The 20,792-nt window shown below is 69.2% G+C and carries 16 protein-coding genes and 2 tRNA genes; 7 read left to right on the top strand and 11 right to left on the bottom strand.

Going from position 1 to position 20,792, the window contains the following annotated elements:
- Window positions 1–5 precede the first annotated feature (5 nt).
- Window positions 6–1,349: a branched-chain amino acid ABC transporter permease gene (locus RSP45_RS03575; RefSeq protein ID WP_415393241.1), complete on the top strand. Its 1,344-nt coding sequence runs from the start codon at window positions 6–8 to the stop codon at window positions 1,347–1,349.
- 79 nt (window positions 1,350–1,428) lie between these two features.
- On the opposite strand, the gene purN is transcribed toward RSP45_RS03575, so the two are convergent.
- Window positions 1,429–2,040, bottom strand: coding sequence for a phosphoribosylglycinamide formyltransferase (purN, locus tag RSP45_RS03580; protein WP_415393242.1), 612 nt, complete (start codon window positions 2,038–2,040; stop codon window positions 1,429–1,431).
- Window positions 2,040–3,089: a phosphoribosylformylglycinamidine cyclo-ligase gene (gene purM, locus RSP45_RS03585; protein ID WP_415393243.1), complete on the bottom strand. Its 1,050-nt coding sequence runs from the start codon at window positions 3,087–3,089 to the stop codon at window positions 2,040–2,042. Before purM ends, purN begins: the two co-directional genes overlap by 1 nt.
- A gap of 129 nt (window positions 3,090–3,218) precedes the next feature.
- Here purM and RSP45_RS03590 point away from each other — a divergent pair.
- Window positions 3,219–3,291 (top strand) — tRNA-Ile (locus RSP45_RS03590).
- Window positions 3,292–3,294: 3 nt separating this feature from the next.
- Here RSP45_RS03590 and RSP45_RS03595 read toward each other — a convergent pair.
- The 7 genes from RSP45_RS03595 to RSP45_RS03625 all read right to left on the bottom strand — a co-directional run bounded on the left by RSP45_RS03595 (window position 3,295) and on the right by RSP45_RS03625 (window position 12,923).
- Window positions 3,295–3,645, bottom strand: a complete 351-nt coding sequence (locus tag RSP45_RS03595) for a YigZ family protein (RefSeq protein ID WP_415393988.1) — start codon at window positions 3,643–3,645, stop codon at window positions 3,295–3,297.
- 5 nt (window positions 3,646–3,650) lie between these two features.
- Entirely contained in the window at window positions 3,651–5,312 is a 1,662-nt protein-coding gene (locus RSP45_RS03600) for a formate--tetrahydrofolate ligase (RefSeq protein WP_415393244.1), read from the bottom strand.
- A 217-nt stretch (window positions 5,313–5,529) separates the two neighbouring features.
- Entirely contained in the window at window positions 5,530–9,174 is a 3,645-nt protein-coding gene (locus tag RSP45_RS03605) for a vitamin B12-dependent ribonucleotide reductase (RefSeq protein WP_415393245.1), read from the bottom strand.
- A gap of 437 nt (window positions 9,175–9,611) precedes the next feature.
- Complete coding sequence (locus tag RSP45_RS03610; RefSeq protein ID WP_415393246.1) at window positions 9,612–10,175, bottom strand: 5-formyltetrahydrofolate cyclo-ligase; 564 nt, start codon at window positions 10,173–10,175, stop codon at window positions 9,612–9,614.
- Window positions 10,172–11,554: a magnesium transporter gene (gene mgtE, locus RSP45_RS03615; protein WP_415393247.1), complete on the bottom strand. Its 1,383-nt coding sequence runs from the start codon at window positions 11,552–11,554 to the stop codon at window positions 10,172–10,174. Before mgtE ends, RSP45_RS03610 begins: the two co-directional genes overlap by 4 nt.
- Before the next feature lie 106 nt (window positions 11,555–11,660).
- A complete protein-coding gene (gene hisN, locus RSP45_RS03620) occupies window positions 11,661–12,500 on the bottom strand; it encodes a histidinol-phosphatase (RefSeq protein ID WP_415393248.1) in 840 nt (279 codons plus the stop codon).
- A 69-nt stretch (window positions 12,501–12,569) separates the two neighbouring features.
- On the bottom strand, window positions 12,570–12,923 hold the full coding sequence (locus RSP45_RS03625; protein WP_073063486.1) for a helix-turn-helix domain-containing protein: 354 nt from the start codon (window positions 12,921–12,923) through the stop codon (window positions 12,570–12,572).
- A gap of 168 nt (window positions 12,924–13,091) precedes the next feature.
- Between RSP45_RS03625 and RSP45_RS03630 the strand changes: the two genes are divergently transcribed.
- Both RSP45_RS03630 and RSP45_RS03635 read left to right on the top strand, forming a co-directional pair.
- Window positions 13,092–14,081, top strand: coding sequence for an NADPH:quinone oxidoreductase family protein (locus RSP45_RS03630; RefSeq protein WP_415393249.1), 990 nt, complete (start codon window positions 13,092–13,094; stop codon window positions 14,079–14,081).
- A 168-nt stretch (window positions 14,082–14,249) separates the two neighbouring features.
- On the top strand, window positions 14,250–14,993 hold the full coding sequence (locus RSP45_RS03635) for a Bax inhibitor-1/YccA family protein (protein WP_073063491.1): 744 nt from the start codon (window positions 14,250–14,252) through the stop codon (window positions 14,991–14,993).
- Window positions 14,994–15,059: 66 nt separating this feature from the next.
- Here the strand turns inward: RSP45_RS03635 and RSP45_RS03640 are convergent.
- Both RSP45_RS03640 and RSP45_RS03645 read right to left on the bottom strand, forming a co-directional pair.
- Window positions 15,060–15,136, bottom strand: a tRNA-Arg gene (locus tag RSP45_RS03640).
- A gap of 61 nt (window positions 15,137–15,197) precedes the next feature.
- Window positions 15,198–15,662, bottom strand: a complete 465-nt coding sequence (locus RSP45_RS03645) for a GNAT family N-acetyltransferase (RefSeq protein WP_415393250.1) — start codon at window positions 15,660–15,662, stop codon at window positions 15,198–15,200.
- 169 nt (window positions 15,663–15,831) lie between these two features.
- On the opposite strand from RSP45_RS03645, the gene RSP45_RS03650 reads away from it, so the two are divergent.
- From RSP45_RS03650 to RSP45_RS03660, 3 genes are read left to right on the top strand one after another with little or no spacing between them, the layout of a single operon-like run.
- Window positions 15,832–16,899: an HlyD family secretion protein gene (locus RSP45_RS03650; RefSeq protein WP_415393251.1), complete on the top strand. Its 1,068-nt coding sequence runs from the start codon at window positions 15,832–15,834 to the stop codon at window positions 16,897–16,899.
- Window positions 16,896–19,673, top strand: a complete 2,778-nt coding sequence (gene rbbA, locus RSP45_RS03655) for a ribosome-associated ATPase/putative transporter RbbA (RefSeq protein WP_415393252.1) — start codon at window positions 16,896–16,898, stop codon at window positions 19,671–19,673. The genes RSP45_RS03650 and rbbA overlap by 4 nt, the downstream gene beginning before the upstream one ends.
- Window positions 19,670–20,782, top strand: a complete 1,113-nt coding sequence (locus RSP45_RS03660) for an ABC transporter permease (RefSeq protein WP_415393253.1) — start codon at window positions 19,670–19,672, stop codon at window positions 20,780–20,782. Before rbbA ends, RSP45_RS03660 begins: the two co-directional genes overlap by 4 nt.
- Window positions 20,783–20,792 lie beyond the last annotated feature (10 nt).

The following is a 20,792-nucleotide window of genomic DNA, read 5'->3' on the forward strand; positions in this document are numbered from 1 at the left end:
GAACCATGTCCAGCAATCGACAGGCCGACGCCAGGCCAAGCCCCCTGCGCGCGCCGCTGCTGTTCCTGGCGGTGGCGGTGCTGCTGCTGCTTGAGGGCAGCGTCTCGAACGCGATGTTTTCCGGGTCCTGGAACAGCGCGCTGGCGCTGTTGAACATGGGGCTGATCTCGGCGGTGGCGGCGCTGGGGGTCAACATGATCTGGGGCTATGGCGGGCTGTTCAACGCCGGCGTCGTCGGCTTCATCGGGCTGGGCGGGCTGGCGCCGGTGCTGATCTCGACCCCGCAGGTCGCCGGGGCCTGGGCCGCGGGCGGGCCGCGGCTGATGCTGGCGCTGGCCGCGGGGCTGGCGACGATGGTGCTGATCTGGGCCGCGGCGCAGCGGCTGCGCGGCCTGTCGCGCGGCGCCGTTGTCACGCTGGTGGTCGTCGCGGGCTATGTGGCGACGCGGATGCTGTTCGACCCCGCCGTCGCCGCGATCGAGGCCAACAACCCCGCCAAGGCCGGCAATATCGGCGGCCTCGGCCTGCCGGTGGTGCTGAGCTGGCCGGTGGGGATGGTGCTGGCCGCGGCCGCCGCCTGGGGGATCGGCAAGGTGGCGCTGGGGCTGCGCTCGGACTATCTGGCCATCGCCACGCTGGGCATCGGCGAGATCATCGTCGCCATCCTCAAGAACGAGGGCTGGCTGGCGCGCGGCGTGCTGAACATCACCGGCATCCCCCGCCCCGTCCCCTATGAGCTGGCGCTGCAATCGAACCCCGAGTTCGTCGCCGCCGCCGCCCGCTGGGGGATGGATGCGGCCACCGGCTCGGGCATCTATGTCAAGCTGTGCTATGCCGCGATCTTCATCGCGGTGGTGCTGACGCTGATCCTGCTGACGGAACTGGCGCTGTATTCGCCCTGGGGCCGGATGATGCGCGCCATCCGCGACAACGAGGTCGCGGCCGCCGCGATGGGCAAGGACGTGACCCGCCGGCATCTGCAACTGTTCGTGCTGGGCTGCGCGGTGATCGGCCTGTCGGGCGCGATGATGGTGACGCTGGACGGGCTGATGGCGCCGGGCGGCTACAACCCGCTGCGCTATACCTTCCTGATCTGGGTGATGGTGATCGTCGGCGGCTCGGGCAACAACTGGGGCGCGGTGCTCGGCGCGATCCTGATCTGGTTCCTGTGGATCAAGGCCGAGGTCTGGGGCCCGGCCGCGATGGCGGTGCTGACCTCGCCGCTGTCAGCGGGCGGCCTGCGCGCCCATCTGATCGAAAGCGCGCCGCAGATGCGCTACCTGGCGATGGGGGTGGTGCTGCTGCTGGTGCTGCGCTTTGCGCCGCGCGGGCTGCTGCCGGAACGCTAGGCGCCGGCGAAAGGGGGGCTTCGCGCCCCCCACGCCCTTCGGGCGCCCCCCGCGGGATATTTCTGTGATGAAGAAGCGGTCAGAGGTCGATGCGGTCGGTCTGGCCTTCGGCAAAGCGGCGCAGGACCGTGGGGTAGAGCCGGTGTTCGGCGGTGAGCACCCGGGCGGCCAGCGTGTCGCGGGTGTCGCCGGGTTCGACCGGGACGCTGGCCTGACCAAGGATCGGGCCGCAGTCGAGTTCCGGGGTGACCAGATGCACCGTCGCCCCGGCCTGCGCATCGCCCGCGGCAAGCGCGCGGGCATGGGTGTTCAGCCCAGGATATTTCGGCAGCAGCGAGGGGTGGATGTTCAGCATCCGCCCGCTGAAACGCGCCACGAAATCCGGGGTCAGGATCCGCATGAACCCGGCGAGGCAGAGGATGTCGGGCTGCGCCGCCAGCAGCGGCTCCAGCAGTGCGGCCTCGAACGCGGCGCGATCGCGGCCGAAGGCGCGGTGATCGACCGCGGCGGTGGGGATGCCCATCGCCGCGGCGCGGGCAAGCCCCGCGGCGGTCGGGTCGTTCGAGGCGACCAGCACCGCCCGCGCCGGATGGTCGCCGGTCATCGAGCGGACCAGCTGCACCATGTTCGAGCCGCCGCCGGAAATCAGGATCGCGACGCGCTTCTGCGCGTCTTGCGGGGCTGCGCTCATCAGAGCGTGCCGGTGTAGCGCACGCCCGGCGCGCCCTCGACCTTGCCCAGCGTCACCACGGTCTCGCCCGCCTCGCGCAGCAGCTCGGTCAGGGCTGTGGCGCGCTCCGGGGCGACCACCACGATCATCCCGATGCCGCAGTTGAAGGTCTTGAGCATCTCTTCGGGCGGGGTGCCGCCGGTCTCGGCCAGCCAGCCAAACACCGGGGGCAGCTGCCAGCTGTCCAGATCGACGCTGGCGCCCATCCCCTCGGGCAGCACCCGCGGCAGGTTCTCGGTGATGCCGCCGCCGGTGATGTGGGCCGCGGCGCGGACGCCGCCTGCGCGCAGCGCCGCCAGCAGCGGGCGCACGTAAAGCCGCGTCGGCGTCAGCAGCGCGCGTCCCAGCGGGGCGTCGGCAAAGGGCGCCGGCGCATCCCAGCCCAGCCCGCTGCGTTCCACCACCTTGCGAACCAGCGAATAGCCGTTCGAATGCACCCCGTCCGAACCGAGCCCCAGCAGCACGTCGCCCGCCGCCACCCCCTGCGGCAGATGCGCGCCACGCTCCATCGCGCCCACGGCAAAGCCGGCGAGGTCGAAGTCGCCGCCGTGATACATCCCCGGCATCTCGGCAGTTTCGCCCCCGATCAGGGCGCAGCCGGAACGGCGGCAGCCCTCGGCGATGCCTTCGATCACCTGCGCGGCCTGTTCGGTGTCAAGCCGGCCGGTAGCGAAATAATCCAGGAAGAACAACGGCTCGGCGCCCTGGCAGACTAGGTCGTTCACGCACATGGCCACCAGGTCGATGCCGACGCCGCCGACCTCGCTGGTGTCGATGGCGATGCGCAGCTTGGTGCCGACGCCGTCGGTGGCGGCGACCAGAACCGGGTCGGCATAGCCGGCCGCGCGCGGGTCGAACAGCGCGCCGAAACCGCCCAGCCCCGACATCACCCCCGGCCGCGCGGTGGCGGCGGCGGCGGGCTTGATCCGCTCGACCAGCGCGTTGCCCGCGTCGATATCCACCCCCGCCGCGGCATAGGTCAGCCCGGTTGCCTTGGTTTCGCCCGTCATGTCGCCCGCCTTCAGATGATCGCCGGGCGTGGATACCCCAGCCGCCCCGCGCAGACAATCGCGCCCACGCGCTGCCTGCCGGTTTATCTTGACCCGAGGGACGGCATTTGCGACAGCCATCGGACGGCCGGGCCCGTAGCTCAACGGTCAGAGCAGGGCGCTCATAACGCCTTGGTTGGGGGTTCGAATCCCTCCGGGCCTACCGTCACCTGCGCTGCGCCAGGTAATGCCGCACTGCGGCGATCACGTGGCGGAAGCGGTCGCCGCCCAGGTGTTTGCCGCCGTACCAGCGCGTGACCACGATCAGGTGGTTGTCCAGCCCCTCGGTTTCCAGCATCCGCAGGATGATGGCGCCGGCGCCGGATTCGCCGTCGTCGGATTTCAGCGCCTCGTCCTCCAGCCGAGCCGCCCAGCTGTTGTGGGTGGCCTTGGCGAAGCGGCGCACCGATTTCAGCTGGGCCAGCGCCGCGTCGATGGCGGCGCGGTCGGCCACCGGCCCGCCCGAGACCGCATAGACCGAGCCGCGGTCCGAGATGATGCGGTCGAACGTCGTCAGCACGGCTAGAACAGCCCATCGACATGGCCCTCTGCCCCCAGCCGGATGCGGTTGGCGGCGGGGTCGCGGGGCAGGCCGGGCATGGTCATGATATCGCCGCAGATCGCCACCACGAAGCCGGCGCCGGCGGCCAGCCGCAGTTCGCGCACGGGGATGGTGAAGCCCTCGGGGGCGCCCAGCCAGTCGGGATTGGCGGAAAAACTGTACTGGGTCTTGGCCATGCAGACCGGCAGCTGGCCATATTCCGCCTGCCAGGCGTCGAGCCGCGCCAGCACGGCGGGCGGGAATTGCGCGCCCTCGGCGCCGTAGATGCGGGTGCAGATGGTCTCGATCTTGTCGCGCAGCGGCATGTCGTCGGGATAGGTCAGGCGCAGCTCATGCGGCTCGGCCGCAAGCCGCATCACCTCGCGCGCCAGATCCTCGGCCCCTGCCCCGCCCATTTCCCAGTGGCGGCAGGTGATCGCCTGCACCCCCAGCGCCCGGGCGGCGGCCTCGATGGCGGCGATCTCGGCCCGCGTGTCGGTGGCGAAGTGGTTGATCGCGACCACCAGCGGCAGCCCGTGCTTGCGCAGGTTGCGGATATGGCGACTGAGGTTCGCCGCCCCCGCCTGCACCGCGCCGACGTTTTCCACCGCCAGATCGGACCGCGCCACGCCCCCGTTCATCTTCAGCGCCCGCACCGTCGCCACCAGCACCACCGCGGCGGGGGCCAGCCCGGCCTTGCGGCATTTGATGTTGAGGAACTTCTCGGCCCCCAGATCGGCGCCGAAACCGGCCTCCGTCACCACATAGTCGGAGAGATGCAGCGCGGTGGTGGTGGCGATCACCGAATTGCAGCCATGGGCGATATTGGCAAACGGGCCGCCATGGACCAGCGCCGGGTTGTTTTCCAGCGTCTGCACCAGATTCGGCTGCAACGCGTCGCGCAGCAGCACGGTCATCGCCCCGTCCGCCTGCAGGTCGCGGGCGGTGACCGGGCGGCCGTCACGGGTCTGCGCCACCACGATGCGGCCCAGCCGGTCCTGCAGGTCGGCCAGGTCGCGGGCCAGGCACAGGATCGCCATCACCTCGGACGCCACGGTGATGTCGAAGCCCGATTCCCGCGGCACCCCGTTGCCCGACCCCAGCCCCAGCACCACGTCGCGCAGCACCCGGTCGTTCATGTCCAGCACCCGCCGCCAGCTGATCCGGCGCGGGTCGATGTCCAGCGCATTGCCCCAGTGCAGGTGATTGTCCAGCATCGCCGACAGCAGGTTGTGGGCGCTGGTGATGGCGTGGAAATCGCCGGTGAAATGCAGGTTCATGTCCTCCATCGGGATCACCTGCGCGCGGCCGCCGCCGGCGGCGCCGCCCTTCATCCCGAAGTTGGGGCCAAGGCTGGCCTCGCGGATACAGATCGTCGCGCGCGCCCCCAGCCGGTTCAGCGCGTCGCCCAGGCCCACGGTGGTGGTGGTCTTGCCCTCGCCCGCCGGGGTCGGGTTGATCGCGGTGACAAGCACCAGCCTGCCCTGTGGTCGGCCGGACAGCCCGGCGATGAAGTCGCGGGAAATCTTGGCCTTGTCATGGCCATAGGGCAGGATGTCCTGCGCGCCGATCCCCAGCTTGGCGGCAATCTCTGCGATCGGGCGCTTTGGCGCGGCGCGGGCGATCTCGATATCGGTGTTCATTCACGTCCCCCGGGCCGGTTTGCCGGCCCTGTCCCTGTCCCGGTTCCGCCGACCCTAGCCGCAGTCGCGCGGGCGCAAAAGCCGTCGCCGCCCGGAAAACCGGACGGCGACCTCTCTCCCCGCGATTGCACCCCGCGTTGTCATCTGCTTCGACAGATTCCCCGCCACTCCGGGTCGGAGACGACAAGGCCGGGCGCGTGGCCCGGCCTGTTCCGTGTCAGCTGCAGCCGCTGGTGCCGCCGCAGGTGTTGCACTTCATGCAGGTGCCGTTGCGCACCAGCGTGTAGTTGCCGCATTCGCCGCAGGGGTCGCCCTCATACCCCTGCATCCGGGCTTTGGCGCGGGCGTCCAGCGTCACCGTGGCGCTGGCAACGCCGATTTCAAAGCTGGCCTGCGTTTCCGCCATGCCGGATGCCACCGCTACGGTCGAGGCGCCCCCTTGCAGCACCATCAGCTCCTGCGGCAGGCGCTTGCGCAGATAGCCGGTCGAGCTGATCTGGCGCAGCAGCTCGACCGATTTCGAGGCCACGCCCTCGGGCGCCGGCGACAGTTCCGGCCGCCCTTCCTGGACGCCGCCGCCCAGCGAGTCGAAGCTGGCGCCGTTCGGCTTCACATGCGCCAGATCGGTGCGGTCCAGATAGCTGACCGCCAGTTCCCGGAAGATGTAATCGAGGATCGAGGTGGCGTTCTTGATCGAGTCGTTGCCCTGCACCATCCCCGCCGGTTCAAAGCGGGTAAAGGTGAAGGCGTCGACGAACTCTTCCAGCGGCACGCCATATTGCAGGCCGACCGACACCGCGATGGCGAAGTTGTTCATCATCGCCCGGAAGCCGGCGCCTTCCTTGTGCATGTCGATGAAGATTTCGCCCAACGACCCGTCGTCGTATTCGCCGGTGCGCAGATAGACCTTGTGCCCGCCGATCAGCGCCTTTTGCGTATAGCCCTTGCGCCGCGCGGGCAGTTTCTCGCGGTGCGAGCGCACGGCTTCCTTGACGATGATCCGCTCGACGATCTTTTCGGCCAGCACCGCGGCCTTTTCATGGGTGTTGCCGGTTTCCAGGACCTCGGCGGCCTCGTCGTCGTCCTCGACCAGCGCCGACGCCAGCGGCTGCGACAGTTTCGAGCCGTCGCGGTAAAGCGCGTTGGCCTTGATCCCCAGCGACCAGGACAGCTCATAGGCGGCCAGGGTCTCGGCGATGGTGGCCGAGTTCGGCATGTTGATGGTCTTGGAGATCGCCCCCGAGATGAAGCTTTGCGCCGCCGCCATCATGCGGATGTGGCTTTCCACCGACAGATAGCGCGTGCCCTTTTTCCCGCAGGCGTTGGCGCAGTCGAACACCGCGTAATGTTCGGGCTTGAGGAAGGGCGCGCCCTCCAGCGTCATGGTGCCGCAGACATGGTCGTTGGCGGCGTCGATCTGGGCGCGGGTAAAGCCGAGGTGACGCAGCAGGTCGAAGCCGGGATCGGCCAGCTTGTCGGCGGGGATGCCCAGCGTACCCTTGCAGAACTCTTCGCCCAGCGTCCACTGGTTGAAGACGAAGCGGATGTCGAAGGCCGAGGCCAGCGCCGCATCCACCTTTTCCAGCTCGCGCGGGCCGAAGCCGTGGCCGACCAGCGCCGCGTGGTTGATGCCGGGGCAGTTGCCAAGGCTGGCATGGCCGACGGCATAGGCCACGATCTCCTCGATCTGGCTGCTGGAATAGCCCAGCATCTCCAGCGCCGCGGGGACCGACTGGTTGATGATCTTGAAATAGCCGCCGCCGGCGAGCTTCTTGAACTTGACCAGCGCGAAGTCGGGCTCGATCCCGGTGGTGTCGCAATCCATCACCAGCCCGATGGTGCCGGTCGGCGCGATCACCGTGGTCTGGGCGTTGCGGAACCCGTGTTCCTCACCCAGCGCCAGCGCCTCGTCCCAGGCGGCCTGCGCCATCTGCGCCAGCCGGATGTCAGGGCAGTTGGCCACGTCCAGCGCCACCGGATCGACGTTCACCGCTTCATATGCGCCGGTGCCATGGGCGGCGGCGCGGTGGTTGCGGATCACCCGCAGCATGGCGTCGGCGTTGCGGGCATAACCGGGGAACGGCCCCAGCTCACCCGCCATTTCGGCCGAGGTCGCATAGGAGACGCCGGTCATCAGCGCGGTCAGCGCCCCGCACAGCGCCCGGCCCTTGTCGCTGTCATAGGGCAGGCCAAGGTTCATCAGCAGCCCGCCGATATTGGCGTAGCCCAGCCCCAGCGTGCGGAAATCATAGGAGCGCTGCGCGATTTCCTTGCTCGGGAACTGCGCCATCAGCACGCTGATTTCCAGCGTGACGGTCCACAGCCTCGTGGCGTGGACATAGGACTCGGCGTCGAAGCGGCCACCCGACAGGAAGGTCAGCAGGTTCATCGACGCCAGGTTGCAGGCGGTGTCGTCCAGGAACATGTATTCCGAGCACGGGTTCGAGCCCCGGATCGGCCCGTCCGCCGGGCAGGTGTGCCACGCGTTCACCGTATCGTGGAACTGGATGCCGGGGTCGGCGCAGGCCCAGGCGGCGTGGCCGATCTGGTCCCACAGCTCGCGCGCCTTGACGGTCTTGGCGACCTTGCCGTCGGTGCGGCGGATCAGTTCCCAATCCGCATCCTCGCGCACGGCCCGCAGGAAAGCGTCGGTGACACGGACCGAGTTGTTCGAGTTCTGCCCCGAAACAGAGGCATAGGCCTCGGAATCCCAGTCGGTGTCGTAGGTCGGAAACTCTATGGAATCAAAGCCTTGCCGGGCGTATTGCAGGACCCGGTTGATATAGGTTTCCGGGATCATCGCGCGCTTGGCCGACCGGATCGCGGATTTCAGTGCCGGGTTCTGCGCCGGATCGGTCGCGGCCTCCGCCACGCCGTCCCACTGCCGGATCGCGGCGAAGATCTCGTTCAGCTTGGCTTCGTGCTGCTTGGAGCCGGCGACGAGGCTGGCGACCTTCTGTTCCTCGATCACCTTCCAGTTGATGAACTGCTCGATATCGGGGTGATCCATGTCGCAGATCACCATCTTGGCCGCCCGGCGCGTGGTGCCGCCCGACTTGATCGAGCCCGCCGCGCGGTCGCCGATCTTCAGGAAACCCATGAGGCCCGAGGACTTGCCGCCGCCCGAGAGCTTCTCGCCCTCGCCGCGCAGGCTGGAAAAGTTGGTGCCGGTGCCCGAGCCGTATTTGAACAGCCGCGCCTCGCGCACCCACAGGTCCATGATGCCGCCCTCGTTCACCAGATCGTCGGCGACGGACTGGATGAAGCAGGCGTGCGGCTGGGGGTGCTCATAGGCGCTGTCGGACTTGACCAGCTCGCCGGTGCGGTAATCAACGTAGAAATGCCCCTGCGACGGGCCGTCGATGCCATAGGCCCAGTGCAACCCGGTGTTGAACCACTGCGGGCTGTTCGGCGCCCCCATCTGGCGGGCCAGCATGTGGCGCATCTCGTCGTAATAGGCGCTGGCGTCGGCCTCGGTGGTGAAATAGCCGCCTTTCCAGCCCCAATAGGCCCAGGCCCCGGCCAGCCGGTCGAACACCTGCCGGGCCGAGGTCTCGCCCACGAAACGCTCGGCTTCGGGCAGTTTCGCCAGCGCGGCCTCATCAGGGACCGAGCGCCACAGGAATTCGGGGACGCCCTTTTCCTTGACCCGCTTCAGCCGCGCCGGCACCCCGGCCTTGCGGAAATATTTCTGCGCGATCACGTCGGATGCGACCTGGCTCCAGCCTTCGGGGACTTCGACCGAGTCGTTGTGAAAGACGACGCTGCCATCCGGGTTACGGATTTCCGAGGTGGTGACGGCAAAGGAAATCCCGCCGTAAGCCCCATCATTCGCCGTGGTGAAGCGCCGTTCGATCTTCATGGTCCCTGCCCCGCTATGCTGCGCGGCCCAGTCGCCGCGATGTCCCAATGCCCGCGCGCTTGGCCCCGAGGAATCACCCCGGGGGGCGGGCAGAGATGATCCACCCGGCGCGATGTTCTTGCTTGCCGTCTGGGGCGACCCACCACATCTAGTGGTTTTTCGCCCGCACTCACACTAACTGCAGCGTGAGCAACCCGGTTTCAAGCATTTTATTTTCTGGCTGGGCGCAGCTTGCGGTTGACAATATCGGCGCGGCTGATCCGGCCCCAAAGCCGGGCCACGGCTTGAAAAAAGTTAACGAATCCGGCGGGGCCGCGGAATTCTGCAATGGCGACTGGCGGTTGCGCCCGGCTGCTCACGGGTTTTCCACAGCCTGTCCCCAGAGTCGCGCGCCACGCTTTCCCGCGCGGTCCTGCAAGGCGGCTGTCGCACCAGTGTCACAGTTCGGGGCGCAGGATTCCCGTGTCGGTGACCAGCTGGTCCAGCCGCTGATCGAACACGTCGACCGGCAGGGAATCAACGCGCTGCACCTGCCAGGCCAGACCGATGGCGGTCACCGGACCGATGGCGCGCAGCATTTCAAGGGTGCGGTCGTAATAACCGCCGCCATAGCCCAGCCGGTGCAGCCCCGAATCAAAGGCCAGCATCGGCACGATCAGCACCTCGGGCAGGATCTCGGGCAGCGAATCGGGGGGGTGGCTGGTGCCCAGCGGGCCGGGGTCCAGCGCCTCGCCCTGCCAGCGGCGAAAGATCAGCGGCACACCGCGCCCCGGCACCACCGGCAGGCACAAGGGGCCGTCGTGGATCTCCATCGCGGGGCGGGGATCGGGCTCTCCCTTCATTGGCCAATAACCCGCCAGCACCTGCCCCGCGTGGGGGGCCAGCGCCGCGCGCAGGTTGCGTTCCAACGCCGCCTGATCGCCGCCAGCCGCCCGCGCTGCCAGCGCGGCACGGCGCAGCGCGGCCTTGGCGGCGGCGCGCTCTGCCTTGGGGCTGCTCATAGCAGGACCCATGAGGCCAGCCCCAGAAATACGAAGAACCCCATCACGTCGGTCAGCGTGGTCACGAAGGTGCCCGAGGCCAGCGCCGGGTCCAGCCCCAGCCGGCGCAGCAGCAGCGGGATCAGCACCCCGGCCAGCGCCGCCACGATCTGGTTCACGATCATCGCCCCCGCCAGCACCATCCCCAGCAACGGATCGCCGAACAGCACGAAGCCGCCGGCGAACAGCAGGATCGCCAGCCCCAACCCGTTCAGCATCCCCGCGAACAGCTCGCGGATCACCACGCGGCGGGCGTTGCCCTTGTTGAGGTCGCGCGTCGCCAGCCCGCGCACTGCCACCGCCAGCGACTGCGTGCCGGCGATGCCGCCGGTCGAGGCGACGATCGGCATCAGCGCCGCCAGCGTCACCAGCGCCGCGATGGTGTTTTCGAACAGCGAGATCACCATGGCCGACAGCGAGGCGGTGAACAGGTTGGCCACCAGCCACGGCAGGCGCTGGCGCGCGGTCTGCATGGCGGTGTCGCTGACGTGGCTGTCCTCGCCGACCCCGGCCAGACGCAGCACGTCCTCTTCGTGTTCCTCGTCCAGCACGTTCATGGCATCGTCGATGGTGATCACCCCGACCAGCCGCCCGTCGGCATCGACCACCGGCGCGGAAATCAGGTGATACTGGTTGAAGACATAGGCCACGTCGCCTTCGTCCTCGAGCACGCCGATGGTGCGGAAACTGTCCTCGGTGATATCGGCCAGCCTGATGCCGCGCTGCGAGGACAGCAGCCGCCCCAGCGTGACATGGCCGACCGGGTGGCGCTTGGGATCGACCAGCACCACGTGATAGAACTGGTCGGGCAGCCAGTCCTCGGCGCGCAGAAAGTCGATGGTCTCGCCCACGGTCCAGTGCTCGGGGGCGGTCACCACCTCGGACTGCATCAGCCGGCCGGCGGAATGTTCGGGATAGTTCAGCGACTGCTCGACCGCGATCCGGTCCGATTCGTCCAGCGCGGCCAGCACGACCTCGCGTTCCGGGCCCTCCAGATCCTCGACCAGATCGACGACATCGTCGCTGTCCATGTCGCGGACGGCCTCGGCCAGCACCTCGGCGGGCAGCTGCTCGATCACCTGCTCGCGGATCGATTCGTCGATCTCGGCCAGGATCTCGGCGTCGAACTCGCCGGAATACAGCCGCACGAAGCGGGCGCGGCGCTGCGGGGTCAGCTGCTCGATCAGGTCGGCGATGTCGGCGCCGTGGACCGGCTCGAGCAGCGCGTTCAGCCGTGCGGCGTCATCGGCATCGACCGCTTCCGCGATTTCCGCAACCAGACCATGGCCGGGAACCGGGTCGTCGGCGGTTCCATCGGGGTCGGTGCGGATTTCGGACATGGGCCACCTGCCTTGCTGCCAAAGGGGATTGCTGCGCCGCGACATTATGCCCGCCGCCGCCGTGCGGCAACCGCAAGCGTGCCTGCCGGGCAGGTGGCGGCGGCGATCAGCCCGCCAGCAGCGCCAGCGCCGCCCGGTGCAGCGCGGGGGTGGCGGCGGCGATCACCTGCCCGCCGTGATGGGCGGGGCCGCCCTGCCAGTCGGTGACGATGCCGCCCGCGGCCTCGATCACCGCGATCGGGGCCACGATGTCATGGGGCTGCAGCCCGGCCTCGACCACCAGATCCACCTGCCCCAGCGCCAGCAGCGCATAGGCATAGCAGTCGAGCCCGTAGCGGGTCAGCCGCACCTGCGCCGACAGGCGGCGAAAGGCGGCGGTTTCGGCGGCGCTGCCCACGTCAGGATAGGTGGTCAGCAGCGTCGCCCCGGCCAGCGCCACCTCGCGGCGCACGGCAAGCGCGCTGTCGCCCTGCGGCGCGGTCAGAATTGCGTGGCCGCCGCCGCCCTCGAACCGCTCGCCGGTCCAGGGCTGGTCGATCAACCCGTAAAGCGGCCCGCGCGCGTCGGTCACCCCGATCAACACCCCCCAGGTCGGCGCCCCGCACATGAAAGAGCGGGTGCCGTCCACCGGGTCGAGCACCCAGGTCAGCCCGCTGCGCCCGGGCTGGTGGCCGTATTCCTCGCCCAGGATGGCGTCGTCCGGGCGTTGCTGCGCCAGGATCTCGCGCATGATCCGCTCGGCGCCGCGGTCGGCCTCGGTCACCGGGTCGAAGCCTGCGCCGGCCTTGTTGTCTGTGGGCAGGTCGCGGCGGCGGAAATGGCGCAGCGTTTCCACCCTCGCGGCATCGGCCAGCGCCGCGGCGGTGGTGCGGATCGCGGCCAGTTCCGCCGGGTCCAGCCCCGCCGCCTGCGGGCCGCCGGACTGTTCCGGTTGCGAAATCTGCATGGTCGGCCCCCGGCTGCGCATATCCGCGGCCAGACTAGCGCCGCCGCGCCTCGGGTGCCAGCCGCCGCGTCAGGCCGCCTCGGACAGCACCCGCGCCAGTTCGAACAGCTGGCGGCGCTGCGCCTCGGGGATCGAGTAATAGGCGCGCACCAGCTGCAGCGCCTCCTTCGCGGCCAGCGGGTCCAGCTCTTCCGGCTGCGGCTGCTCGCCCAGCCCTTCAAAGAAATACGCCACCGGCACCTGCATCGCCACCGCGATATCCCACAGCCGCGAGGCCGAGACCCGGTTCATCCCGGTCTCGTATTTCTGGATCTGCTGGAACTTGATGCCGACAGCATCGGCCAGCTGCTGTTGGGTCATGCCGATCGCCCAACGCCGCTGACGGATTCGCTGCCCGACGTGCACATCGACATGATGTTTCATCGTTAAACCCCTTACTCAACCTGACGGGGCATTAGCGCGCCCCATCATCCTGGGCGAGAAGAAACACGGTAAATGCAGGGCTTTCTGACGAAAAAGACAGGTCGGTTTGACGGTTACCGGGCAGTTGGCGCAGAAGATGGCGCGACAGGGCGAGGAACGGGGACGACCATGGACCGAATCATCTCGATCGACGCGGCGGGCAAGGGTCCGCGGCTCTCCCATGCCGGGCAGCCGCAGCCGCAGCCGGGCGCGGGGCAGCTGCGGGTGCGGCTGCACGCGGCGGCGCTGAACTTCGCCGACCTGCTGATGGCCGAGGGGCGCTATCAGGACACCCCGCCGTTTCCCTTTACCGCCGGGCTCGAGGGCGCGGGCGTGGTCGAGGCCGCGGGCCCGGGCGCCCTGCTGGCCCCCGGCACGCGGGTGGCGGTGTCGGCGCAGGGCACGCTGGCCGACCGCGGGATCTTTGCCGCCGACTGCTGCACCCCGATCCCCGACCGCATGTCCTGGCGCGACGCCGCCGGCTTCCAGGTCGCCTATGGCACCAGCCACCTCGCCCTGACCGGCCCGGCGCGGCTGGCGGCCGGAGAGACGCTGGCGGTGCTGGGCGCCGGCGGCGGCGTCGGGCTGACCGCGGTCGAGATCGGCGCGGCGCTGGGGGCGCGGGTGATCGCCATCGCCCGCGGTCAGGACAAGCTGGCCGCCGCGCGCGCCATGGGCGCGGCCGAGGCCATCGACAGCGCCGCCACCGACGACCTGCGCGGCGCCCTGCGCGCCCTGGGCGGGGTGGATGTGGTCTATGACGCGCTTGGCGATGCGCCCGGCGCCGCCGCCTTTCGCGCGCTGAAGCCGGGCGGGCGGCATCTGCTGATCGGCTTTGCCGCCGGGCAGCCGCCGGCGCTGCCGCTGAACCATGCGCTGGTCAAGAACATCTCGATCCACGGCTTCTACTGGGGCGGCTATCGCCAGCTCGACCCGGCGGCGTTGCAGGAAAGCATGGCCGACCTGCTGCGGATGTATGACGAAGGCCGGCTGCGCCCCACCGCCGCCGCGGTGCTGCCGCTCGACCGCGCGGCCGAGGCCTATGCGCTGCTGCGCAGCCGCAAGGCGGTCGGCAAGGTGATCCTGACCATGAGCGAGGAGGCCGCGCGCGGCGACTAGGCCGTCCCGCGCCGCCCTGCCCGCACCCCGCCGGTCAACAACCCGTCAGCCGCGGGCAAAAAACGCCCTGCCGCGGAGCGGAAGCGGTTGATAATCCGATGCGAAGCCCCGATATTTCCGGGCACGAAAGCCCGTATCTGGCAGCGGGCCGGTCCAAGAGGGAATACCATGACCGATTTCAACACGATCCGCCGCCCGGCCACGACGGCCCAGCGTGCTGCGGTCTATGACGAGGGCCTGCGGGCCTACATGAACAAGGTCTACGGGCTGATGACCGCAGGGATGCTGGTCACCGCCGTCGTGGCCTGGAGCTTTGCGCAGATGGCCGGCGGTCCCGGCGCCTGGACCGAGTTCGGGCGGCTGGTCTACACCACCCCGCTGCGCTGGGTGATCCTGTTCCTGCCGCTGGTGATGGTCTTTGCCTTCGGCGCCGCGATCCAGCGGCTGTCGACGCAGGCGGTCACCATGCTGTTCTATGCGTTCTCGGCGGTGATGGGGGCGTCGATCAGCTCGATCTTCCTGCGCTATACCGGCAGCTCGATCGCGGCGACCTTTGTCGCCACCGCCGCGGGCTTCGCGGCGCTGTCGCTTTACGGCTACACCACCCAGCGCGACCTGTCGGCGATGGGCCGGTTCATGATGATCGGCCTGGTCGGGCTGATCGTGGCAATGATCGTCAACATCTTCGTCGGCTCGGGGCTGGTGCAGCTGGCGATCTCGGCGATCGGGGTGCTGATCTTTGCCGGGCTGACCGCCTATGACACCCAGAACATCAAGAATACCTATCTGGAACTGGCCAACTCCGACCCGGATTTCCTGGGCAAGTCGGCGATCATGGGCGCGCTGACGCTGTATCTGGACTTCCTCAACCTGTTCCAGTTCCTGCTCAGCTTCATGGGGCAGCAGGAATAACCTGCCCCACCCCCGGAAACGACGAAAGCCCGGCGCTTGCGCCGGGCTTTTTCGTGGCTGCTGCACTGGCGACCCCGGAGGGAATCGAACCCCCAACCTTGGACTTAGAAGGTCCCTGCTCTATCCAGTTGAGCTACGGGGCCGTCGCCGTGGCACGACGCGCGCAGTCATGCGGCAAAGCCGGGCCCGAGGCAAGCCGCAACCCTAAAGCGCCAGCGTCATGAACAGGCTGTTGGGGTCGGGGCCATAGCCCTCGAACGGGCCGCATTCGGTGAACCCCCATTTCGCGTACAGCGCGCGCGCCGCCTGAAAGCTGGGCTGCACGCCGGTTTCCAGCGACAGCCGCCGAAACCCCCGCGCCCGCGCCTGCGCGACCAGCGCCGACAGCATCGCCCGCGACAGCCCCTCGCCGCGGCGCTCGGCCAGCACATGCATGGATTTCAGCTCGCCATGGGTCGCGTCGATGCGCTTGATCGCGCCCATGGCGACCGCGGTCCCCTGCCCGTCGCGCAGCACCAGAAAGTCGATGCCCGGCACCGCCAGATCCTCGCGCGGCAGCATGTGGATCGATTCGGGGGGCGTGTCGGAATGCATCGCCTCGACATGGCGGGCGAACAGCAGGTCCAGATCGGGGGCAAGCGGGCTTTCGAGGGCAACGGTCAGGGTCATGCGGGCATCCGGGCAGCGGTGGTGGCGGCCGGTTTCACCGCGCCGCGCGCCGGGGTCAAGCCGCCACCGCCCCCAGCACGGGCACCGCGGCCGGTTCCGTGGCATTTTGCGCCGGGTATTCCGGCGCCGCAGCCGCTAAGATCGTGGCGCGTCACGATTCGAGGCCCTGATGAGCATCATTCGATCCTGGTGGAGCGTGGCGGCCGCGCTGGTGTTGATGGCGGTCGTCGGGGTCCTTGCCTTCCAGAACCTGTCGGGGAACGGCCAGCCCGCCGGCATCGCCTCGGGCAACGGCCGCATCGAGGCGACCGAGGTCGATATCTCGGCGCTGTCGGCCGGGCGCATCGCCAGCATCCGCGTGGACGAGGGCGAGTTCGTCACCAGGGGCCAGCCGCTGGTGCAGATGGACCTGCGCCAGCTGGACGCGCAGAAGCTGCAGGCCGAGGCGCAGCTGCGCCGGGCGCGGATCGGGGTCCAGACCGCCGAAAGCCTGGTGGTGCAGGCCGAGGCCCAGCACAAGGCCGCCGGTGCCGCGGTCGAACAGGCCCGCGCCGGTGCCGACGCGGCCGAGGCGCGGCTGGCGCGCACCGAAAGCCTGGCGCGCAGCAACGTCGCCTCGCAGCAGGTGCTGGACGACGTGCGCGCGGCGTCGCGCGAGGCGCTGGCGGCGCTGGCCTCGGCCGAGGCCGGGCTGGCAGCGGCCGAGGCCGCAATCGGCACCGCCCGGGCGCAGGTGGTCGATGCCGAGGCCGCGGTGGACGCCGCCGAGGCCGCCATCGATTCGATCGAGGTGCTGATCGCCGATGCCACGCTGACCTCGCCCCGCGACGGGCGGGTGCAGTACCGTATCGCGCAAGAGGGCGAAATCGTGGCCCCCGGCGGGCGCATCCTGAACCTGGTCGATCTGGGCGATGTCTACATGACCTTCTTCCTGCCCACCTCGCAGGCCGGGCTGGTCGAGGTCGGGACCGAGGTGCGGCTGGTGATGGACGCCGCCCCCGGCTACGTGATCCCGGCGCAGGTGTCCTATGTCGCCGATGTGGCGCAATTCACCCCGCGCACGGTCGAGACCGCCGAGGAACGCGAAAAGCTGATGTTCCGGGTGCGCGCCCGCGTCGACCCCGAGCTGCTGCAGAAATACGCCAATTACGTCAAGACCGGGCTGCCGGGCGTGGCCTATGTCCGCATCGACCCCGCGGTCGACTGGCCGGAATCGCTGTCGAACCTGGTGCAATGAGCGGCGACCGCTCGCAGCCGGGGCCGCAGGGTCCCGCCCCGGTCGCCCGGATCGAGGCGGTGACGCACCGCTATGGCCGCACCGAGGCGCTGGCCGAGGTCTCGCTGCAGATTCCGGCCGGACGGATGGTCGGGCTGATCGGCCCGGACGGGGTGGGCAAATCCACGCTGCTGTCGCTGATCGCGGGCGCGCGACAGATGCAGACCGGGCGCGTCGAGGTGCTGGGCGGCGACATGGCGGCCGCGGCGCATCGCGCCCGTGTCTGCCCGCAGATCGCCTATATGCCGCAGGGGCTGGGGCGGAACCTCTATCCCACGCTGTCGGTGGCGGAAAACCTGCATTTCTTTGGCCGGCTGTTCGGCCACGGCACCGCCGAGCGCGAGCGCCGCATCGACACGCTGCTGGCGGCGACGGGCATGTCGCCGTTCCGCAACCGCCCGGCCGCGAAACTCTCGGGCGGGATGAAGCAGAAGCTGGGGCTGTGCTGCGCGCTGATCCACGACCCCGAGCTGCTGATCCTCGACGAGCCGACCACCGGCGTCGACCCGCTGTCCCGCCGCCAGTTCTGGGAGCTGATCGACCGAATCCGCCGCGACCGCCCGGGGATGAGCGTGATCACCGCCACCGCCTATATGGAGGAAGCCGCCGGCTTCGACTGGCTGGTGGCGATGGAGGCCGGGCGGGTGCTGGCGACCGGCACGCCCCCCGAGCTGCTGGCGCGCACCGGCGCCCCCGATCTGGACGCGGCCTTCGTCGCGCTGCTGCCGGACACCGCGCGCCGCGGCCACCAGCCGGTGGCGATCCCGCCGCGCCCCGCCAGCGCCGAAATCGCCATCGAGGCGCAGCACCTCACCAAGCGCTTCGGCGATTTCACCGCCGTCCACGACGTCAGCTTCCGCATCGGCAAGGGCGAGATCTTCGGCTTTCTCGGCTCGAACGGCTGCGGCAAGACCACGGTGATGAAGATGCTGACCGGGCTGCTGGAACCCAGCGAGGGCACGGCCCGGCTGTTCGGGCAGAAACTCGACCACGACGACATGGGGCTGCGCCGGCGCGTGGGGTTCATGAGCCAGTCGTTCTCGCTGTATTCCGAGCTGACGGTGCGGCAGAACCTGGAACTGCACGCGCGGCTGTTCGGGATGGCGCCCGGGCTTATTGCCGGGCGGGTGGCGCAGATGCTGGACCGCTTCGGGCTGGGGGGCTGCGCGGGCGACCTGCCCGAGGCGCTGCCGCTGGGGGTGCGGCAGCGGCTGTCGCTGGCGGTGGCGATGATCCACGGCCCCGAGATCCTGATCCTGGACGAGCCGACCTCGGGCGTCGATCCGGTGGCGCGGGACGGGTTCTGGCGGATGCTGGGCGAGCTGTCGCGCGAGGACGGGGTGACGATCTTCGTCTCGACCCATTTCATGAACGAGGCCGAGTGGTGCGACCGCATCTCGCTGATGCACGCGGGGCGGGTGCTGGTCAGCGACACCGCCGCGGCGATCCGCGAAAGCAAGGGCGCGGCCACGCTGGACGACGCCTTCATCGCCTATCTGCAAGAGGCGATCGCTGCGGACGCCTCCCCTGAAAGCGCGGTGTCGGACGGCCCCACCGCCGCCAGCCTGCCCGCCGCCGCGCCCCCGCGCCCGCCGCGCGGGCGGGCGCCGTTCAGCCTGCGCCGGATGCTCAGCTATTCGCAGCTGGAAATGCTGCAGCTGCGCCGCGACCCGATCCGCATGACCATGGCGATGCTGGGCAGCCTGATCCTGATGTTCGTGATCGGCTACGGCATCAACATGGACGTGCGCGACCTGACCTTTGCGGTGCTGGACCGCGACCGGACCTCGACCAGCCGCGACTATATCGCCGACATCGCCGGCTCGCGCTATTTCATCGAGCGCCCGCCCCTGGAAAGCTATGACGAGCTGGACGCGCGGATGCAAAGCGGCGAGCTGAGCCTGGCGATCGAGATCCCGCCGGGCTTTGCCCGCGACGTGGCGCGGGGCAGCCCGGTGCAGATCGGCGCTTGGATCGACGGCGCCGCCCCCGCCCGCGCCGGCACGGTCGAGGGCTATGTGCAGGGAATGCACGCCGACTGGCTGACGCGCATGGCCCGGCGCCAGTACGGCGACGAGGCGATCCGGGGCCAATTCGAGCTGGTCCCGCGCTTTCGCTACAACCCCGACGTGAAAAGCATTATCGCGATGGTTCCGGCGGTGATCCCGATGCTGCTGCTGATGATCCCGGCGGTGCTGACCACGCTGAGCGTGGTGCGCGAAAAGGAACTGGGCTCGATCATCAATTTCTACGTCACCCCGGTCACCCGGCTGGAGTTCCTGCTGGGCAAGCAACTGCCCTATCTGCTGGCGGGGGCGGTGAACTTTGCGCTGCTGATGGCGTTTGCGGTCTTTGCCTTCCGCGTGCCCTTCACCGGCAGCCTGACCGCGCTGAGCCTGGCCGCGCTGCTGTATCTGGTGGCGGCGACCGGGCTGGGGCTGCTGATCTCGACCTTCATGCGCAGCCAGGTGGCGGCGCTGTTCGCGACGGTGATGCTGACCATGATCCCGGCCGGGCAGTTTTCCGGGCTGATCGACCCGGTGTCGTCGCTGCAGGGGCTGGGCCGCCTTATCGGCGAAATCTACCCGACCACCTGGTTCATCATCGCCTCGCGCGGGGCATTCTCGAAAGCGCTGGGGTTCGGCGATTTCGGCATGGTCTATCTGGCGCTCGGCCTCGCCGTGCCGGTGATCCTGGGGCTGAGCGTCCTGTCGCTGAGGAAACAGGCGAAATGAGGGCGCGCAATCTGTGGAACCTGGGCATCAAGGAGCTGCGCGGCCTGTGGCGAGAGCCGGTGATGCTGCTGCTGATCGTCTATTCCTTTTCGCTGTCTATCTACACCGAATCCAAGGCGATGCCCGAGACCTTGGCGGATGCCGCCATCGCCATCGTGGACGAGGACCAGTCCGCCCTGTCGGGGCGCATCGTCTCGGCCTTCACGCCGCCCTATTTCCTGACGCCGCGGATGATCTCGCCCGACCAGATCGACCCGCGCATGGACGCGGGGCTGGACACTTTCGCCCTGCATATCCCGCCCGATTTCGAACGCGACCTGCTGGCCGGCCGCCACCCGGAAATCCAGCTGAACATCGACGCGACCCGGATGACGCAGGCCTTCACCGGCAGCGGCTATGTCCAGCAGATCGTCGCGGCCGAGATCGCCGAATTCACCGCCGGCCACCGCGAGGTGACCGAGCCCGCCGTGGCCCTGTCGCTGCGCGCCCGCTACAACCCGGCGCTGGAGCCGGGCTGGTTCGGCGCGATCAACAGCGTCATCAACGCAATCACCATGCTGTCGATCATCCTGACCGGGGCGGCGCTGATCCGCGAAAAGGAACACGGCACGGTCGAGCATCTGCTGGTGATGCCGGTCACCGCGGCCGAGATCATGCTGGCCAAGATCTGGTCGATGGCGCTGGTGGTGCTGCTGGCTTCCGGGTTCGCGATCACGGTGGTGGTGCAGATGGCGCTGGGGGTGCCGGTGGCGGGCTCGGTGCCGCTGTTCGTGGCGGCGGCGGCGCTGATGCTGTTCGCGACCACCTCGATGGGGATCTTCCTGGCCACCGTCGCCGGGACCATGCCGCAATTCGCGCTGCTGCTGATGCTGGTGCTGATGCCGCTGCAGGTGCTGTCGGGGGGCATGACACCGCGCGAATCCATGCCCGAGGTGATCCAGGCGATCATGTCGCTGGCGCCGGACACGCATTTCGTGATTCTGTCGCAGGCGATCCTGTTCCGCGGCGCCGGACTGGCGGTGGTCTGGCCGCAGCTGCTGGCGCTGGCGGTGATCGGCGCGGCGCTGTTCTGGCTGGCGCTGCAGCAGTTCCGCCGCTTTCTGGGCTGAGCGGCCGCCG

Source organism: Paracoccus sp. SJTW-4 (assembly GCF_047716885.1).
GTDB lineage: Bacteria > Pseudomonadota > Alphaproteobacteria > Rhodobacterales > Rhodobacteraceae > Paracoccus > Paracoccus solventivorans.

Bases quoted from the DNA above. Each gene is read 5' to 3' on its own strand.
- rbbA (WP_415393252.1), top strand. From the start codon at position 16,896: ATGAGCGGCGACCGCTCGCAGCCGGGGCCGCAGGGTCCCGCCCCGGTC.
- RSP45_RS03650 (WP_415393251.1), top strand. From the start codon at position 15,832: ATGAGCATCATTCGATCCTGGTGGAGCGTGGCGGCCGCGCTGGTGTTG.
- RSP45_RS03660 (WP_415393253.1), top strand. From the start codon at position 19,670: ATGAGGGCGCGCAATCTGTGGAACCTGGGCATCAAGGAGCTGCGCGGC.
- RSP45_RS03635 (WP_073063491.1), top strand. From the start codon at position 14,250: ATGACCGATTTCAACACGATCCGCCGCCCGGCCACGACGGCCCAGCGT.
- RSP45_RS03605 (WP_415393245.1), bottom strand. From the start codon at position 9,174: ATGAAGATCGAACGGCGCTTCACCACGGCGAATGATGGGGCTTACGGC.
- hisN (WP_415393248.1), bottom strand. From the start codon at position 12,500: ATGCAGATTTCGCAACCGGAACAGTCCGGCGGCCCGCAGGCGGCGGGG.
- purM (WP_415393243.1), bottom strand. From the start codon at position 3,089: ATGACGGGCGAAACCAAGGCAACCGGGCTGACCTATGCCGCGGCGGGG.
- RSP45_RS03645 (WP_415393250.1), bottom strand. From the start codon at position 15,662: ATGACCCTGACCGTTGCCCTCGAAAGCCCGCTTGCCCCCGATCTGGAC.
- RSP45_RS03630 (WP_415393249.1), top strand. From the start codon at position 13,092: ATGGACCGAATCATCTCGATCGACGCGGCGGGCAAGGGTCCGCGGCTC.
- RSP45_RS03600 (WP_415393244.1), bottom strand. From the start codon at position 5,312: ATGAACACCGATATCGAGATCGCCCGCGCCGCGCCAAAGCGCCCGATC.
- purN (WP_415393242.1), bottom strand. From the start codon at position 2,040: ATGAGCGCAGCCCCGCAAGACGCGCAGAAGCGCGTCGCGATCCTGATT.
- RSP45_RS03610 (WP_415393246.1), bottom strand. From the start codon at position 10,175: ATGAGCAGCCCCAAGGCAGAGCGCGCCGCCGCCAAGGCCGCGCTGCGC.
- RSP45_RS03625 (WP_073063486.1), bottom strand. From the start codon at position 12,923: ATGAAACATCATGTCGATGTGCACGTCGGGCAGCGAATCCGTCAGCGG.
- RSP45_RS03575 (WP_415393241.1), top strand. From the start codon at position 6: ATGTCCAGCAATCGACAGGCCGACGCCAGGCCAAGCCCCCTGCGCGCG.
- mgtE (WP_415393247.1), bottom strand. From the start codon at position 11,554: ATGTCCGAAATCCGCACCGACCCCGATGGAACCGCCGACGACCCGGTT.